Consider the following 16390-nt stretch of genomic DNA (forward strand, 5'->3'; position numbering starts at 1 on the left):
AGTCTACCTTTTGAGGTGTCCAGGTTTATTGGACCACTACAGGGGGAGAGGGCCAGCAGTTCAAATTGCGACAACTCGGCAAGCAGAACCGCCTGCCCTCTCCCCCGCCCCTCTCCCTGAGGGAGAGGGGAGAAACCAGAGCGCGGCGAGAAAACCTACCGCTCCACCACCCCCCTCGCAAACCCTGCAAACACCACGCCCAACGCCCCCCAAAGCACCGCCTGAATCCCGAACGTTGCCACGCGGTATTGCCACAGCAGCGTTGCCGGGAAATGCTCAGGCACTTCGTTGATCGAAGGCAGCAGCGTCTGGATCAGCACCACCAGCAGCACGAACACGCCAGCAGCGCCCAGCCACGCGTGCCATGCACCCATTCGCACAATAAGCTTGCGTGCGACGATGACCGATACCACCAGCGCAGCCAGTGACAGGCCGATCATCGTGAAGAACAGTGCGGTGCGCAGGCCGATGGTGGACGGGTCCCCGATGGCCGGCGGGTTCGGCGGGTACTTGACGAACGGCACCAGCACGATGGCGATGTAGCCGAGCGTGGCCATCAGCATCGCCGTGGCCCGTGCGCCAAGCGCGCCGATGCGGCCATACACATACGCGAAGGCCAGTGCGAACAGCCCGCCCACGGCGGCGCCGAACACGGCCAGGCCGACGAACAGGCCGAGCCCGGACTGTGTTTCGCGGCTCACCAGTTCGGGCATCTCGTGCGCGTGGCTGCCGCCCATCGCGTGCGTGGCCTGTTCCTCGAACGCGATGGCACGGTCCACCTGGGGTTCGCCCACGACATGGGCAAAGGCAAAGGCCAGCAAACTGGCCAGAAAGCCCGCGAGCATGCCGCGGACCAGCAGGTCTCTCACCATGGTGCTACGGGTTCAGTGGCACGGAAAGCCGAGCAGGTGCCGGCCATCGTGAACGAACTCGTGGACGTACATCGTGTTGAAGATGGCAGCGGCGCCCTCTTCCACCCCGACGAAATAGATCGCCAGCAACATCAGCATGCCGCCGAAGATGGCCCAGGGCAGCAGTTCGCGCAGCGGAATGGAAACGGGGACGATGGCCGGCACGGCGACCGGATGATGCAACGTGGCTTGCATGGAAGCTCCTGAAGGATGACGCGTCCTGTGGAAGGAAGATTCGATGCAGAGGTCTGGCTTGTCTTCCCGCGCATCGCCGTCTGGCGATGGTCAGGTTGATATACAGTGGCGCGACCGCGCCGGATTTGAACCGGCTTCCCCGCATCGAGAGTCCGCGCATTATAGACCCCTCACCATGACCACGCCTACCGTGCACCGGATCACGTTGTTCTGCCCGCCCGCCACCGCGGCATTGCGCGCCGGCCGCTTTCCCGATGACGACGCGCTGGATGACGACGCCGTGGCTGGCATCACGGCATGGAAGGTGGGCCACGCGGTGTGCAGTCCCGCACGGAGCGCGCAGGAAACCGCCGCCGCTTTGGGATTCACGCCATTCATCGCAACGGATCTGCGCGAACTCGACTATGGCCGATGGACGGGCCAATCGCTCAAGACGATCTCCGAAGAGGAACCGGAGGCGCTGGCCGCGTGGCTATCGGATGCCGATGCCAAGCCGCACGGCGGCGAATCCATTGCCGAGGCGTTGCAGCGGGTGGCGGCATGGTTCGGCACCTACCCATGGCAACCCGGCCATACGCTGGTGATCGCGCCACCCGCCATCCTGCGCGCCATCGTGCTGTGCGCGCTCGATGCCCCGGCGCGCGGCTACTGGCACCTCGACATCGCACCGATGAGCATCAGCACGCTGTCCGGGCATCCCGGGCATTGGCGGCTGTCGTCACTGAGCGTACCGGTCGCGACTACAGCAGCACCGTCAGCAGCTTGAGCAACGTGGCCTTGAGCGGATACTGCCCCGCCACGAGCAGCAGCATCGGCAGCGCCGCCGGCACGGCAATGGCCAGCAGCACGCCCTTGTTCAGGATGATGGGACGGATCTTTGTCACGGATTCGTAGATGGTCTGCGTATCCGCCGTCGCACCCAGTTCCGGCGCATTGAGCATCGCGTCGTCGTCGAGTCCGGGCTCACGCGCCAGCCAGCGCCGCTGCACCTTGCGACCATGCTCCGACAGCAACGCGCCATATTCGAGCATGGCGATCTTCTTCGTGCGCAGCAGCAGCGGCGTGAAGCACAGTAGCGGCAGCGCCACCAGCATGATCAGCACGATGGCCAGCACCACCATTTCGATATAGAGCGATGGCACCGACGTACCGTGGTAGGCCACCTGATGCGCCCAGGAGGCGGCCACCACCGACGACACCGCCAGGGTGAACGGCGCAAACACCACGGGCAGCCGCGAGAGAAAGCCCAGCCCGCCGACATGATCGGGGTGGGTCGGCACCAGATGCAGCGGCAACTTCGCCACGCGCCACAGCACCACGGCGGCCAGCACCAGGCGCCAGATCCACGCCAACAGCAATACGGTAAACAGCGGCCTGACCACCAGCAGGAGCCACCACGCGCCGAAATTGCGACCCGTCGCGTCGCCAGACCAGGCGATCTCATCGGGATTCGGAGCCACCATCACCGAGGCCGTCCAGGCGACGACCAGCGCGCCGATCACGACCCACGGATAGGCGCGATCCCGCAGACGCGTGGCGGAACGTATCGCCAAGCCCTGTGGCCGGAATCAGCCCGAGCCCGCGTTGCAGGCGAAACAGCAGGTCATTGCGAACGAGGGAAAAGCCCTCGGCATCAGCGATTCCGTCCGGGGCAATGCCTGGTGAGGGTCGGGTCATGGCATGGTCCGGAAGCCGTGGCAAATGACGCAATGTGACGTGACGTGACGTCACAGGTCCATCGACCCGCATCGATAGTCGACCACCCACTGTCCAGACAGAAGTGAATTCTTTATTTTTTGCGTGAAACGCTTTCGGATACGGATGAGGCCCGGCTGGCCAACCGATTTACACTCCCGGCATGCGCAATGCCGACCGCCCCGCTTTCCTCTCGTCGCCGACCGCCTTCTTCTGGAGCGGCGATGCCCTGCGCGGCCGTCGCCTGGGGCAGGCCGTGCTGTCCGCAAAGGTCGACATTCCCGAGGCCCCGGCACGTCTGCGCGCGGACTGGGCACGAGAGATCTCGACGCGGATGACCCTTGAACCCGGAGACGTCGAGGTCATGCCGCTGGCGCGCGCACGGACGCGCTGGCCGGAATATCCCGACTGCGTGCGCGCGATGTCGGCGTGGCTATCCACGCACGGCCTCGACGGCCTGCTTGCCGACGCCGACGTGGCACTGATGGCGTGCCGGGGTGCGCGGTATCACCACGATGGCGAACAGTACGGCGGCGCGGCGTTCTGCAATCTCTTTGTGAGCGAGGGAAAGGGGCAGGAGGTTCACTTTCCAGCGCTGGACCTGCGCATCCCCATCGTGCGCGGCACCGCGCTGGTGTTCGATCCCAGCCAGCCGCATGCCGTGATTGCCAGCGGCAATCCGGGCTTCGACGCGGCGGATTTCCCCGTGGAGCCGGATACCACGCAGCTATTCCTGACGTGGGAACTCCCGATCGAGCATCCGGCGGTGGCGAGGGCACTTGGCGTCTCCTTCGACCCCGGCCAGCCCGTGCCCGCGACCGTGGAAGACGAGCAGATCTGGCGCGATGGCGCGAAAGCGGATGTGTGTCCCAATACGGGAGCATGGCAACGCGCGCGGCGTGCCGGCTAGCGGCAGCGCCCCTTGTTCAGAAAGCGCCACATGAATAGATGCTGACCCTGCCGTGATTTTTTTGCCTCATCGGAAGGCTGGTGCCTAGACTGTTACCTTGTACGGACCTGATCGCCTGCGCATCCCTGTCAGGTCACGTCAGCGGCATCGGCGCGCCGCGACAGACTCGCACGCGTGGCCGTTGCTTTTCGCGATCCGACAGGAGTACAGGAGTCAATAACATGAAATATCCGATCCTCGCCGTTCTCGCCTCTGCCGTTGTTGTGGCAGGCTGCGCAACCTCTCCGTACATTCCACCGCCAACCCCGGAAACCCGGGCAGTCGGCCAGAGCAAGCTGGCACCCAAGGAAGCCGCGCAATGCATCGGATCGCAATGGGCCAACAGTTCCAGACAGCAGGTGTGGATGCAGTACATGCTGGCCAACGACGGTGCCTACGATGTCTACGTGCCGGGGCAGAACCCGCCCTCCGGCTCGGCCGCCATCGTGCGCAGGTCTCCGACCGGCCAGGGTTCGTGGCTGGGCTTCCGGGGGAGCGATAGCGCCGCCGCCGGTGCCTTGAACCAGTGCATGTAGCGCGCCACCGGATGTGAGGTGCCCCCGCGATGGCCACGCCGGCCATCGCTTTCCCGATTTCGTTTTCTATTTCGTTTTCGATATCGACGCGCCGTGCCGTATGATCGATGGCATTCCGCCCTTTCCTGCCTGACGGAACGCCCCCGATGACCAACGCCCCTCACCTGTCTCCCAAGCTTCACCTGACCGCGCAGCACGGATTCGCGCTGCACGACAGCCGGCAGCCTTCCTTTCAGCGGAACTGGCACACCCATGACTGCGGCATGCTGCTATGGCCACGCGTGGGCAGGCTCAAGGCCGTATGGGACGACACAACCGAACCATCGGCCAAGGCGCGCGCACTGCATGCCACGTCCCTGGTGCGCGGCACGGCGGTGCTGCTGCCGGCATCGACCGCGCATCTGACGGCTTCCGAACACGAGCGGCAGCAACACGGCGAGTTGTATCTGCCGCCGGATCGCCTGCCCGGCTCGCGGCCATTCGGCGCGATGCATCTGGATGGCGCCACCATCGCGATGCTCGAAGCCCTGCTGGCCCCGACCATCTCCGCAGGCAGCGCATCGTGGCTGGTACGCGCCATCGTCGAGCAACTGGTGGGCAGCAAGCCGCTGGCAATGCCCGAGGAACCGGCTTCCGTGGCCCTGCGCATGGTCCGGCGTTTTCGACACGCGCTCGAACGCGACCTGCCACTGCCATCGATCGATGCCGTGGCCGAGGAACTGGGCACCTCCATCCGGCAATTGCAACGCGCCTGCCAGATCGAATTCGGCGCCACGCCCGTGGCCGTCCGGCGCCGCGTGCTGGCCGCGCATGCCCGCGCATTGATCGCGCAAGGCCAGTCCGTTGCCAGTGTCAGCGTGGATCTTGGCTTTGCCTCCAGCGGGCATCTGCACCGGCTATTGCGCGAAGCCAGCGATATTTCCTGACGGCAATCGTTTCAGCCCATGGCCACCAGCGCGTCGATCTCGATCTCCGTCCACGCGCGATCCGGCAGGCTGGACACGCCCAGCGCGCTGCGTGCGGGTAGCGGCTGGTCGGGGAAGGCCGCGCGCAACACGGCGGAGGCGGCGTCGAGCACGGCCGGATGCCGGGCGAAGTCCGGTGCCGCGCGGATAAAGCCACGCAGCCGCACCACCTGGATCACGCGCGACAAATCGCCGTCGCAAGCCAGCCGCAACGCAGCCAGCGCATTCAGCATCGATACCTCGGCGGCACGGCGGGCAGGCTCCACATCGTCGTCGTCCCTGCACTGTCCTGCCATGGCGATCCCTGACTGCCGACACACTTGCCCGGCAATCGACACCCACTGCGTTGTGCCCATCTGCACCACGCTATACGGCGCATAGTTGCCGCGCGGCGTGGATACCTCGGGCAGCGTGAAACCCGCTGCAGCAAGCCGGACTTCGGGGGCGTCGATTGTCATGCCTCGCCCCATGCCACGCTGCCGCTGAGCCAGCAGCCGTCAGGCTCGCCAGAATCGGTCTTGCGCGGCGCGACCAGGATTTCCGAGGGGCTCCCCATGGCATCGCCCTGCCACACCGCAATGGCGCCACTCACTTCACCTGCCGCATGCAAGTATCCCCACAACGCGGCCGCTGCAATACCGGTAGCCGCATCCTCGGGATAGCCCGACGACTTCGGAAACTGCCGCGCGTGGACCACGCGCATGCCGTCCGCCTTGGGCACGCCGAACGCATAGGGATACAGCCCGGTGGAATCGATCGATGCGCACAGCGATTCCATGCTTGAGAAATGGGGATCGAGGCTGTCGAGCATGGCCACGGACGGCAGCTCCACCAGCGTCTTCACGCGACTGGTAGCGGCGTTGATGGCCGGATAGCCCTTGCCCAGCAGGCCGATCTGCATGGCAACGCGGTCCGCCGCCTCAGCGTTCAGTGCGCCGATCCGCACCGCCGGCTGCGAGATCCAGACACGTTGCGCGGCATCGTCCCAGTACGCCTGCACGATGCCGCTCATGGTTTCGATACGCGCGGTGGGCGTGGTCCATTGCCCCCATTGCCGCATCGCCCACAGCGTACCCACGGTGGCATGGCCACACATCTCCATCTCATGCTGCGGCACGAAGAAGCGGAAACGCCAGTCGCAGCCGTTATCGCTCGGCAGTACGAAGGCCGACTCATGGCCATGCGTCGCGGCCACATCCTGCATGGCTGGCGCGCTCATGCCCCGTGCATCGGCCACCAGCGGCACCGGATTGCCGCCCTGCCCGTCGCGCACAAACACGCGGATCATGCTGACTTCACTCACCTGTGGCTCCCACGGACTTGGCGATCTTGCCCCAGTAGGGAATGTCGGATTGCACCGTCGTTTGCAGCGAGGCCGGCGTACCAGGACGCGCCGTCACGCCCTTGCTGGCGAGGTCGTCGGCCACGGCCTTGTCGGCCAGGACCTTGTTCAGCGCCGCGTTGAAGCGGTCGACAATGGCAGTGGGAGTGCCCTTCGGGAACGCGATGCCGTACCACAGTTGCTGGTCGAAACCCGGCACGCCCTGGCTGGTGAAGGTCGGCACACCGGGCAGCAGCGGCGTAGCGGCGGTCACGGCAATCGCGGAAATCTTGTGCGCCTTGATATAGGGGGCGAGTCCCACGGGATTGTCGAACATGATCTGCACCTGCCCGCCGATCAGATCGGTATAGGCCGGCGCCGCGCCGCGATACGGCACGTGGGTCATCGGCACATTGACGAGCTTCTGGAACTGCTCGCCCATCAGGTGCGACACGGTGCCCACGCCCACCGATGCAAAGCTGTGCTGCGACTTGTCAGCCTTCAGCTTCGCAACCAATGCCTTGGCATCGGGCACCTGCAATGCGTTGTTGACTGCCAGTACGTAGGGCGAGGTGCCGATGAAACCCGCATAGGCGAAGTCCTTCGCGGGGTTGTACGTCAGCTTGGGATAGAGCGCCACGCTGACCGCGTGCGTGCTCGTCGTGACCACACCGGCGGTGTAGCCATCCGCCGCGGCACGCGCCACGAAGCCCGACCCGATCGTGCCGCCCGCGCCGCTACGGTTGTCGATCACCACAGGTTGGCCAAGTTCACGCTGCAGCAAGGGCTGGATCGTGCGCACCACCAGATCGGTGCCGCCGCCAGCGGGAAATGGCACCACCATGGTGATCGGCTTGGCCGGCCAGGTTTCCGCATGGGCGGCAACGGATGACGCCGCCACAGCGCCGGCCAGCATGACGCGGGCTGAAATAGACAGGATAGACACGCGCACTCCCCTTGTTTGGAATGCATCGAGTCTAGGAATGGGGCGAACGGCCTTCAAACCGGAATGCGACGTGGGGTGATCCGGAATGCGGCAGTCTCTCTCCCCTCTCCCTCTGGGAGAGGGGTTGGGGGAGAGGGCTGGAGGGTCTGCTTGCCAACGCAGTCGCAATTTGAAGCGCCGGCCCTCTCCCCCGCCCCTCTCCCACCGCGCGGGAGAGGGGAGAAAATCGAGGGTACTTGATGAGCCTGGTGTGCTCCCCTCTCCCGCCGCGTGGGCGAAGGGAGAAAACCGAACAGGAGAGGGGCGTAAAGCAGCACATCAGCGACGCGGGCTTTCCCGATAACCCCGCGCGCTTTATCATGCGCCTCTGACCCTTCGAGCCTCCCCAGCACCGTACGCACCCGCCATGAACGCCACCCCGGAACCGCAGTCTGCCAATGAAGGCAGCGCGCCCCGCTCGCCCCTGCTGCTTGCCATCGGGGAGCGCACGCGCAGCCTGCGCGCCCGGCGCGGCCTGACGCGCCGGGCGCTGGCGGAAGCCGCCGATGTCTCCGAGCGCCATATCGCCAATCTGGAACATGGCACGGGCAATGCGTCGATCCTGGTGCTGCAGCAGATTGCCAATGCGCTGCAATGCGCGCTGACGGAATTGCTCGGCGATGTCACCACGAGTTCGCCGGAATGGCTGCTGATCCGCGAGCTGCTGGAGAACCGTTCCGAAGCCGATCTGCGGCGCGTGCGGATTGCCGTGGGCCAGTTGCTCGGCACCGATCCGGCAGATCCGCTGCGCTCGCGCCGCATCGCATTGGTGGGCTTGCGCGGCGCGGGAAAGTCCACGCTCGGACGCATGCTGGCCGAGGCGCTGGACATGCCCTTTGTCGAACTGAACGTAGAGATCGAACGTGTGGCCGGGTGCAGCGTGCAGGAAATCCACGGGCTGTATGGCACCAACGCGTATCGACGCTATGAGCGACGCGCGCTTGAAGAAACGATCCAGTTGTATGGAGAAGCGGTAATCGCCACGCCGGGCGGCATAGTCTCGGACCCGGCCACCTTCAACGAACTGCTGACGCATTGCACGACAGTCTGGTTGCAGGCCGCGCCCGAGGAGCATATGGCGCGTGTGGTGGCGCAAGGCGATACGCGACCCATGGCCGACAGCCGCGAGGCGATGGAAGATTTGAAGCGCATCCTGGAAGGCCGAGCCGCGTTCTATTCGAAGGCCGATACCATCGTCGATACCAGCGACAAGCCGCTCGCCGAAGCGTTTGCAGCGCTGCGCGAGGCGGTAGTAGCCGCCACCTCGGCGCAGCAGGCCCTGATCGGTCAGTAGGTTTCCAGATGCAGCCGGCCTTGCTGCTTGAGGTCGGCGCCGAGCTTGTCCCAGTCCATCCCTGCCTGCACGGCGATATCGCGCAGCGCCAGCACCACCCCCTCTTCCATGCTCTTCAACCCGCAGACATAGAAATGGCTGTTGGTGTCGGCGAGCAGCGCGGCCAGATCCGCTGCGCGTTCGCGCATGGCGTCCTGCACATAGCGGCGCGGCTGCCCCGGCGTACGCGAAAACGCCAGGTTCACATCGATGAAATCCTTCGGCAGATTCACGAGCGGACCAAAGTACGGCAGTTCCTCGCGCGTACGGGCGCCGAAAAACAGCATCAGCTTGCCGCTCTCGAACTTGCCTGACTTGCGCAGGCGGCGGCGCCACTCGGTCATCGCACGCATCGGTGCGCTGCCCGTGCCGGTGCAGATCATGACGATATGCGAGCGCGGATGGTTCGGCATCAGGAAGCTGTTACCGAACGGGCCGATCACTTCCACGGTGTCGCCGATCTGCAGGTCGCACATGTAGTTCGAGGCCACGCCGCGCACGGCATTGCCCTGGTGATCTTCCAGCACGCGCTTGATCGTCAGCGAGAGGTTGTTGTAACCCGCCCGTTCGCCATTGCGCGCGCTCGCCACCGAATACTGGCGTGCATGATGGGGCCGACCGCTGGCATCCACGCCGGGCGGCACGATGCCGATCGATTGCCCTTCCAGAACGGGAAATGGCACCGTCCCGAAATCGAGCACGATATGGTGCGTGTCGTAGTCGCGCCCCACTTCGGTCGCACGCAGATTGCCGGTCACCGTGGCGCGTGCCGTGGTGGCTGACTTGCTCGCCTTGCCGCCGTAGAGATTCGTATAGGCATGCGCCGCCGACCACGGCGGCACCGTGGCGCCGTATTGCGCGCTCTGGAACGTCTCGCCGCCTTCGAATGCCGCAGGCAGCGTGACCACTTCCGGCGCGGGCGGCAGGCTGGCTGCTGCCGAGACACCGGCCGCCGCGAGTTCATCCTCGCTGAGTTCGGCAGGCAGTTCGTCCCAGCCCAGTTGCTCGTCCACGCTGTAGGCGCGGGCACGCGGCATGACGCGCCAGTTGTCGATCGATCCCGTGGGGCACGGCGAGATGCACGCCATGCAGCCGTTGCACGTCTCGGCGTCCACCACGTAGTTGCGGGAATCGTGCGTGATCGCGGCCACGGGGCAAGTGGCCTCGCAGGTGTTGCAGCGGATGCAGATCTCGGGATCGATCAGGTGTTGCCTGATGACCTGGATGTCGGACATGTCCATGGTGTTCTCCGGGTAACGCGGCGCGCCACGGCGGGCGCGCCTCCCGACGGGTCAGTTGAAGCGCACGTACTCGAAATCCACCGGCTGGCGGTTGATGCCCATGACCGGCGGCGCGATCCAGTTGGCGAACTTGCCGGGCTCGACCACGCGCCCCATCAGGCCCGCCACGAACGCGCGGTCTCCCGGCGTGGGCAGCCATTGATCCACGTAGTCGCGCCATTCCGCATCGGGAATCACGCGCCCTTCCGGCGACACCTTCACGCCAGCCAGCGCGCCGATATTGCGGTGGAACGCCTTGTGCGGCACCTTGAGCCGGAACGGAATGCCCGCTTTCTCGATGACCTTGTTCCAGCGTTCCACACCGGCCACGCTGTCCTTGATGTAGTCATCGCGCAGCACCTCGTTGAGCGCGTTGAGCATCGGCACTTCCTTCTCCACCAGCTTGCCGCCCACGGCCTGCAATACCTTGTACGTCTGGTTCTTGAGTACGTGGTCGTCGGTGCGCTTGCCTTCCTCGTACCGACCCTTGAGACCCGTGCTGTAGAACGTGGCCGCATTGCTCGACTCATCGGCGCCGAACAGATCGATCGTCACGCTGTAGTGGAAGTTCAGGTAGCGCTGTATCGTCGGCAGGTCGATCACGCCCGCGGCGCGCAGCTTGGCCGGATCATCGGTCTTCAGTTCGTTCATGACCTGACAGGTACGCTGGATCACGCGCGACACGCCGCTTTCGCCCACGAACATGTGATGCGCTTCCTCGGTCAGCATGAACTTGGTGGTGCGCGCCAGCGGATCGAACGAGCTTTCTGCCAGTGCACACAACTGGAACTTGCCGTCGCGGTCCGTGAAATACGTAAACATGAAGAACGAGAGCCAGTCCGGGGTCTGCTCGTTGAACGCCTGCAGGATGCGCGGATTGTCTTCCTGACCGCTGCGCCGTTCCAGCAACGCCTCGCCTTCCTCGCGGCCATCGCGGCCGAAGTACTTGTGCAGCAGATACACCATCGCCCACAGGTGGCGCCCTTCTTCCACGTTCACCTGGAACAGGTTGCGCAGGTCGTACATGCTCGGCGCGGTCAGGCCCAGGTGGCGCTGCTGTTCCACCGAAGCAGGTTCAGTGTCGCCCTGCGTGACGATGATGCGGCGCAGGTTGGCGCGGTATTCACCCGGGATTTCCTGCCACACGTCCTCGCCCTTGTGATCGCCAAAATGAATCTTGCGATTGGCCTCGGCCGGGTTCAGGAAGATGCCCCAGCGATAGTCCGGCATCTTGACGTGGCCGAAGTGCGCCCAGCCCTGCGGGTCCACGCTGATGGCCGTGCGCAGGTAGATATCGAAATCCTGCGAGCCGTCGGGGCCCATGTCGTTCCACCAGCTCAGGTAGTTCGGCTGCCACTGTTCGAGCGCGCGCTGCAGCGTGCGGTCTTCGCTCAGGTTGACGTTGTTGGGAATCTTGTCGCTGTAGTTGATGCCGTTCATCGTGGTCTCCAGATTCGCTTGTCGCTTGTGCGGCGGGTTCAGACGCGGTTCCAGTCGAAGGCGGCCTTGTCGCCCTTGCCGTAGACCTTCAGCGCACCCTTCTCGCCCACGGCGTTCGGGCGCTGGAAGATCCAGTTCTGCCATGCCGTCAGGCGTCCGAAGATCCGCGTGACCATGTTTTCCTGGCCGTTGAAGCGCAGGTTGGCTTCCATGCCGGTCAGCGCATCGGGCGACATCGCCGCGCGTTCTTCCAGCGCGATCCGCACTTCGTCGGCCCAGTCGATATCGTCCGGATTCGATGTCACAAGACCCAGCGCGAACGCAGCATCGGCATCGAGCGGCTGCCCGGCCTTTGCGCGCACGGCTTCCATGGCGGGGACTTCGTCGTAGAAGCGGCGGCCCAGGCGGCTCTGGCCCGTGGCCATCGGATACAGGCCGAAGTTGGCGTCCGCCACGGTGATGGCCGGTGCGCGCGCTTCATCGTCGGGCAGCGCGAGGTGATAGATGCGGTCGCAGGCCAGCGCCAGTTCCAGGAACGATCCGGCAAAGCACGAACCCGGCTCCACCAGCGCGAACAGGCTGCGCGACGAGACATCGAAACGCGAGAACGTACGGCGCAGCAGGCCGATGGTTTCGCGTACCAGCCAGTGGTCCTTGTGGGCGAGCAGCGTCGCGTCCATCGCCAGCACATCGGCGGCATCGCCTTCAGTCTTGATCAGCCAGGTGCCAATGTCGAGTTCGTTGGTGCGCATCGACAGAATCGCGTCTTCCAGTTCGCGCGCCAGTTGCAGCGGATACCACGCGGCGCCGGCTTCGGCGATGGCGGCGGGGGTGGACGGCTGCGCGCCGCTCGGTCCCTTGACGATAAACGTGGCGCGGCGCGCGGGACGGTCGATCTCCACGGTGACATAGGCGTAGCGCAGGGCATCCGCTTCGATCGTGCGTTGCACGGGCACGAGCGCCACGCCCTTGGCATCGGCGGGACGATCGCTCTGTGCGGCCAGTGCCTCGGCGCGCTCGCGAACTTTCTGCGCGAAGACGGCGGGCTTGGCGATATCGTCCACCAGGCGCCAGTCCTTGGCACGCTGGCCGCGCACACCTTCGTTCGTCGTGCAGAAGATATCGGCCAGGTCATGGCGCACATGGCGCTTGTCGGTCACGCGGGTCAGACCGCCCGTGCCGGGCAGCACACCCAGCAGCGGCACTTCGGGCAGGCTCACCGCCGACGACCGGTCATCGATCAGCAGGATCTCGTCGCACGCCAGTGCCAGTTCGTATCCGCCACCGGCGCAGGCGCCATTGACCGCTGCAAGGAATTTCAGGCCGCTGTACTTCGACGAATCTTCCAGCCCGTTGCGCGTTTCGTTGGTGAACTTGCAGAAGTTGACCTTCCACGCATGGCTGCTGACGCCGAGCATGAAGATATTGGCGCCCGAGCAGAACACCTTCTCCTTGCCGCTGGTCACCACCACCGTGCGCACTTCGGGATGCTCGAAGCGGATACGGTTGGCCGCATCGTTCAGTTCGATATCCACGCCAAGGTCATAGCTGTTCAGCTTGAGCTTGTAGCCGTCGCGCAGGCCGGCGTTCTCGTCGATGTTCAGCGTCAGCGTGGCAATCGCCCCGTCGAACGACATGGTGAGGTGCTTGTACTGGGAAGGATCGGTCTGGTAATCGACGCGGGGCGCTGCAGTCATTTGGGTCTCCTGGGGAAGCACGATAGTTCGGTGTGCGGCCGTGTTGTGATGGAACTATAGTTCATCGCCATTCAGAATTTCAAGCATTATTTTGCATGTTTCGCGTTGAGCGACCGAAGCGGCACACTCCCGCACCGCGCACGTCGCACTCCTCACAAATCCAAGACTTCCCGGGCCATTCCGGCGTTTCTTGCTCGTAGCGTGGCCCGCCAATCGTTAACCCTGCGCCATGCAATATATTGCTTGACACCCCTCCTGCTGGCCTCTATGTTTCAGACCTGCACAATAGTGCAGTCACAACATTGGCCCGCGCCCCCTGCGAGGCCAGGCTGGAGATCACGAATGTCCCTACCCGAATTGCTTCCCAACTATCTGGCCGGCCAGTGGCAACATGGCACCGGCGCTGGCGTGACGCTGGCCGATCCGGTGACCGGCGCATCGCTGGTGCGCGTGGATGCCACGGGCCTCGATCTGCGCGCCGGATACCGTCATGCCCGCGAGCTCGGCGGCGCGGCACTGCGGGCCATGACCTATGCGCAGCGCGCAGCCATGCTCGGCGCCATCGTCAAGGTGCTCCAGGCACACCGCGACACCTATTACGAGATCGCCACCGCCAACAGCGGCACGGTGCGCAACGATTCGGCCGTGGATATCGATGGCGCGATCTATACGGTCGGGGTGTATGCGAAGCTCGGCGAATCATTGGGCGATCGCCATTACTTGCTTGATGGCGACAGCGTGCGTCTCGGCAAGGACCCGTTGTTTGTGTCGCAGCACGTTCACGTACCGAATCGGGGCGTGGCGCTGCTGATCAATGCGTTCAACTTCCCCGCGTGGGGACTTTGGGAGAAGGCGGCGCCCGCCCTGCTGTCCGGCGTGCCGGTCATCGTCAAACCCGCAACGGCCACCGCATGGCTCACGCAACGCATGGTGCGCGACGTGATCGATGCGAACGTGTTGCCGGAAGGCGCGCTGTCCATCGTGTGCGGCAGCGCCGCGGGATTGCTCGATCCGCTGGAACCGTTCGACGCGATTTCGTTCACAGGCTCGGCAGATACTGGTGCACTGATTCGTTCGCACGATGCCGTGACACGCCGCTCGGTACGCGTGAATGTGGAAGCAGACAGCGTCAACTCCGCACTGCTGTTGCCCGGCGAAGGATCGGACAGCGAGGCGTTCGATCTGCTCGTACGCGAAGTGGTGCGCGAGATGACCGTGAAGTCCGGCCAGAAATGCACGGCCATCCGGCGCATCTTCGTACCCGAATCGCTGTATGACGCTGCGGCGCAAGCCATCGGCGCCAAGCTAGGTCGTGTCTCCGTGGGCAATCCTCGCAACGACGCCGTACGCATGGGCGCACTGGTCAGCCGCGCGCAGTTCGATGCCGTGAAAGCCGGCATCGCCAACTTGCGCGAACAGACCGAGGTGCTGTTCGATGGCAGCGCCACGCCGCTGGTGGATGCCGACCCATCCATCGCCTGCTGCACCGGGCCCACGCTGCTGGGCGCGCGCGATGCCGATGGTGCGGCACGGGTTCACGAGACCGAAGTCTTCGGCCCCGTCGCCACGCTCGTGCCTTATCGCGACACCGCGCATGCGCTCGCCCTGATCCGGCGCGGCGAAGGCTCGCTTGTGGCATCGCTCTATGGCAGCGATACCGCAGCGCTCGCGCAGGCTGGCGTGGCATTGGCCGATAGCCATGGCCGCGTGCATGTGGTCTCACCCGATGTCGCATCGATCCACTCCGGCCACGGCAACGTGATGCCGCAATCGGTACACGGCGGACCGGGCCGCGCGGGCGGTGGCGAGGAACTGGGCGGATTGCGCGCGCTCGATTTCCACCATCGCCGCTGTGCGATTCAGGCCAGTAGCGCCGTGACCGCACTGCTCTGAAGCTTTCCACCTTCCTTTACCTTCCACCACCCACAACAATAAAAACCACTTGGGGAGACAACCCATGCAAGCCCACCCTGCTGCCCTGCCCCCTGGCACCCCGTTCAACCTGGCCGATCATCTGCTGGCCTGCAACGCTGCACGTCCTGACAAGACCGCCTTTATCGACGATGCCGGCGCGCTCGACTATGGCACACTGGCCGACCGCGTGCGACGCATGGCCGCTGCACTCAAGACACTGGGCATCCACCGCGAGGAACGCGTGCTGCTGCTGATGCACGACTGCAACGACTGGCCCGTGTCGTTCCTGGGCGCCATGTATGCAGGCGTGGTGCCCGTCGCCGTCAACACGCTGCTGACTGCCGACGATTACGCGTACATGCTGCGGCATTCGCGCGCGCAGGCGGCGCTGGTATCGGCCTCGCTATTGCCGATCTTGCGCGAGGCCATGGCACAGGGCGGGCATGAGTTGCAAAACATCCTCGTCAGCGGCGAACCCGACAGCGCGCAGAGCGATGAAGTCAACGTCCACACCATCGACGATCTGCTCGCCACGCACGCGCCATTGCCTGCCCCTGCCGCGACGCATCCCGACGATCCCGGTTTCTGGCTGTATTCGTCAGGCTCCACAGGTCGCCCGAAGGGCGTGCTGCACAGCCAGGCCAATGCGTACTGGACCGCCGAACTCTATGGCAAGCCCGTGCTGGGCCTCACCGAGCACGATGTGTGTTTCTCCGCCGCCAAGCTGTACTTCGCCTATGGTCTCGGCAATGGCCTCACGTTTCCGCTCAGTGTGGGTGCCACGGTGGTGTTGATGGCGGAGCGTCCCACGCCCGATGCCGTATTCCGTCGCCTCACGACGCATCGCGCCACCGTATTGTTCGGCGCGCCCACCGGCTATGCGGGCATGCTCGCCTCGCCCGCGTTGCCCGCGCGGCAGGACGTGGCGCTGCGGTTGTGTTCGTCTGCGGGCGAGGCGCTGCCTGCGGAAATCGGTGAACGTTTCACGCGGCATTTCGGGTGCGAGATTGTCGATGGCATCGGCTCCACGGAGATGCTGCACATCTTCCTGTCGAACCGTCCTGGCCAGGTGCGCTATGGCACCACGGGCTGGCCCGTGCCCGGCTACAGCGTGGAGTTGCGCGACGACGACGGACAGCCCGTGCCCGATGGCGAAGTGGGCGACCTCT

The 16390-nt window shown here is 64.9% G+C and carries 16 protein-coding genes and 1 riboswitch; of the genes, 7 read left to right on the forward strand and 9 right to left on the reverse strand.

The annotated features are described in order from the left end of the window. Positions 1–155: 155 nt before the first annotated feature. Positions 156–872, reverse strand: coding sequence for a CbtA family protein (locus ABDB81_RS27665; protein ID WP_160472024.1), 717 nt, complete (start codon positions 870–872; stop codon positions 156–158). Between the two features lie 12 nt (positions 873–884). Continuing rightward, on the reverse strand, positions 885–1106 hold the full coding sequence (locus ABDB81_RS27670) for a CbtB-domain containing protein (protein ID WP_137926549.1): 222 nt from the start codon (positions 1104–1106) through the stop codon (positions 885–887). 50 nt (positions 1107–1156) lie between these two features. Continuing rightward, a riboswitch (cobalamin riboswitch) is annotated at positions 1157–1246 on the reverse strand. A 35-nt stretch (positions 1247–1281) separates the two neighbouring features. On the opposite strand from ABDB81_RS27670, the gene ABDB81_RS27675 reads away from it, so the two are divergent. Further along, positions 1282–1872, forward strand: coding sequence for a histidine phosphatase family protein (locus ABDB81_RS27675; RefSeq protein WP_137926550.1), 591 nt, complete (start codon positions 1282–1284; stop codon positions 1870–1872). Here the strand turns inward: ABDB81_RS27675 and ABDB81_RS27680 are convergent. After that, on the reverse strand, positions 1847–2659 hold the full coding sequence (locus ABDB81_RS27680) for a hypothetical protein (protein ID WP_346814127.1): 813 nt from the start codon (positions 2657–2659) through the stop codon (positions 1847–1849). The genes ABDB81_RS27675 and ABDB81_RS27680 overlap by 26 nt on opposite strands. Positions 2660–2964: 305 nt before the next feature. On the opposite strand from ABDB81_RS27680, the gene ABDB81_RS27685 reads away from it, so the two are divergent. The 3 genes from ABDB81_RS27685 to ABDB81_RS27695 all read left to right on the forward strand — a co-directional run bounded on the left by ABDB81_RS27685 (position 2965) and on the right by ABDB81_RS27695 (position 5212). Then, complete coding sequence (locus ABDB81_RS27685) at positions 2965–3711, forward strand: hypothetical protein (protein ID WP_346814128.1); 747 nt, start codon at positions 2965–2967, stop codon at positions 3709–3711. A 221-nt stretch (positions 3712–3932) separates the two neighbouring features. Further along, positions 3933–4286 (forward strand): hypothetical protein, encoded by a 354-nt coding sequence (locus tag ABDB81_RS27690; protein ID WP_137926553.1) that lies wholly within the window; start codon positions 3933–3935, stop codon positions 4284–4286. A gap of 146 nt (positions 4287–4432) precedes the next feature. Next, the gene (locus ABDB81_RS27695; protein WP_346814129.1) at positions 4433–5212 is read left to right on the forward strand and encodes a helix-turn-helix domain-containing protein; all 780 of its coding nucleotides are present in this window, start codon (positions 4433–4435) and stop codon (positions 5210–5212) included. An 11-nt stretch (positions 5213–5223) separates the two neighbouring features. Here the strand turns inward: ABDB81_RS27695 and ABDB81_RS27700 are convergent, their stop codons facing one another. From ABDB81_RS27700 to ABDB81_RS27710, 3 genes are read right to left on the reverse strand one after another with little or no spacing between them, the layout of a single operon-like run. Further along, positions 5224–5709 carry a RidA family protein gene (locus tag ABDB81_RS27700; RefSeq protein WP_160472015.1) on the reverse strand — a complete coding sequence of 162 codons (486 nt, stop codon included), beginning with the start codon at positions 5707–5709 and terminating at the stop codon, positions 5224–5226. Continuing rightward, a complete protein-coding gene (locus ABDB81_RS27705; protein WP_249359512.1) occupies positions 5706–6554 on the reverse strand; it encodes a PhzF family phenazine biosynthesis isomerase in 849 nt (282 codons plus the stop codon). Before ABDB81_RS27705 ends, ABDB81_RS27700 begins: the two co-directional genes overlap by 4 nt. Continuing rightward, entirely contained in the window at positions 6547–7518 is a 972-nt protein-coding gene (locus ABDB81_RS27710) for a tripartite tricarboxylate transporter substrate binding protein (protein WP_137926556.1), read from the reverse strand. Before ABDB81_RS27710 ends, ABDB81_RS27705 begins: the two co-directional genes overlap by 8 nt. A 406-nt stretch (positions 7519–7924) precedes the next feature. On the opposite strand from ABDB81_RS27710, the gene ABDB81_RS27715 reads away from it, so the two are divergent. Next, the gene (locus ABDB81_RS27715) at positions 7925–8851 is read left to right on the forward strand and encodes a helix-turn-helix transcriptional regulator (RefSeq protein ID WP_346814130.1); all 927 of its coding nucleotides are present in this window, start codon (positions 7925–7927) and stop codon (positions 8849–8851) included. Here the strand turns inward: ABDB81_RS27715 and boxA are convergent. From boxA to boxC, 3 genes are read right to left on the reverse strand one after another with little or no spacing between them, the layout of a single operon-like run. Beyond that, complete coding sequence (boxA, locus tag ABDB81_RS27720; RefSeq protein ID WP_137926558.1) at positions 8845–10131, reverse strand: benzoyl-CoA 2,3-epoxidase subunit BoxA; 1287 nt, start codon at positions 10129–10131, stop codon at positions 8845–8847. The genes ABDB81_RS27715 and boxA overlap by 7 nt on opposite strands. A 51-nt stretch (positions 10132–10182) precedes the next feature. Next, positions 10183–11610 (reverse strand): benzoyl-CoA 2,3-epoxidase subunit BoxB, encoded by a 1428-nt coding sequence (boxB, locus tag ABDB81_RS27725; RefSeq protein WP_137926559.1) that lies wholly within the window; start codon positions 11608–11610, stop codon positions 10183–10185. Between the two features lie 38 nt (positions 11611–11648). Then, positions 11649–13307, reverse strand: coding sequence for a 2,3-epoxybenzoyl-CoA dihydrolase (boxC, locus tag ABDB81_RS27730; protein WP_160472009.1), 1659 nt, complete (start codon positions 13305–13307; stop codon positions 11649–11651). 342 nt (positions 13308–13649) lie between these two features. On the opposite strand from boxC, the gene ABDB81_RS27735 reads away from it, so the two are divergent. Together ABDB81_RS27735 and ABDB81_RS27740 are read left to right on the forward strand one after the other, a co-directional pair. Further along, entirely contained in the window at positions 13650–15200 is a 1551-nt protein-coding gene (locus ABDB81_RS27735; protein ID WP_346814131.1) for a 3,4-dehydroadipyl-CoA semialdehyde dehydrogenase, read from the forward strand. 64 nt (positions 15201–15264) lie between these two features. Beyond that, positions 15265–16390 (forward strand): benzoate-CoA ligase family protein (locus ABDB81_RS27740; RefSeq protein WP_346814132.1); only part of this gene is annotated, 1126 nt, incomplete at its 3' end.

Origin of the sequence: Cupriavidus sp. DL-D2 (assembly GCF_039710735.1) — a bacterium.
Lineage (GTDB): Bacteria > Pseudomonadota > Gammaproteobacteria > Burkholderiales > Burkholderiaceae > Cupriavidus.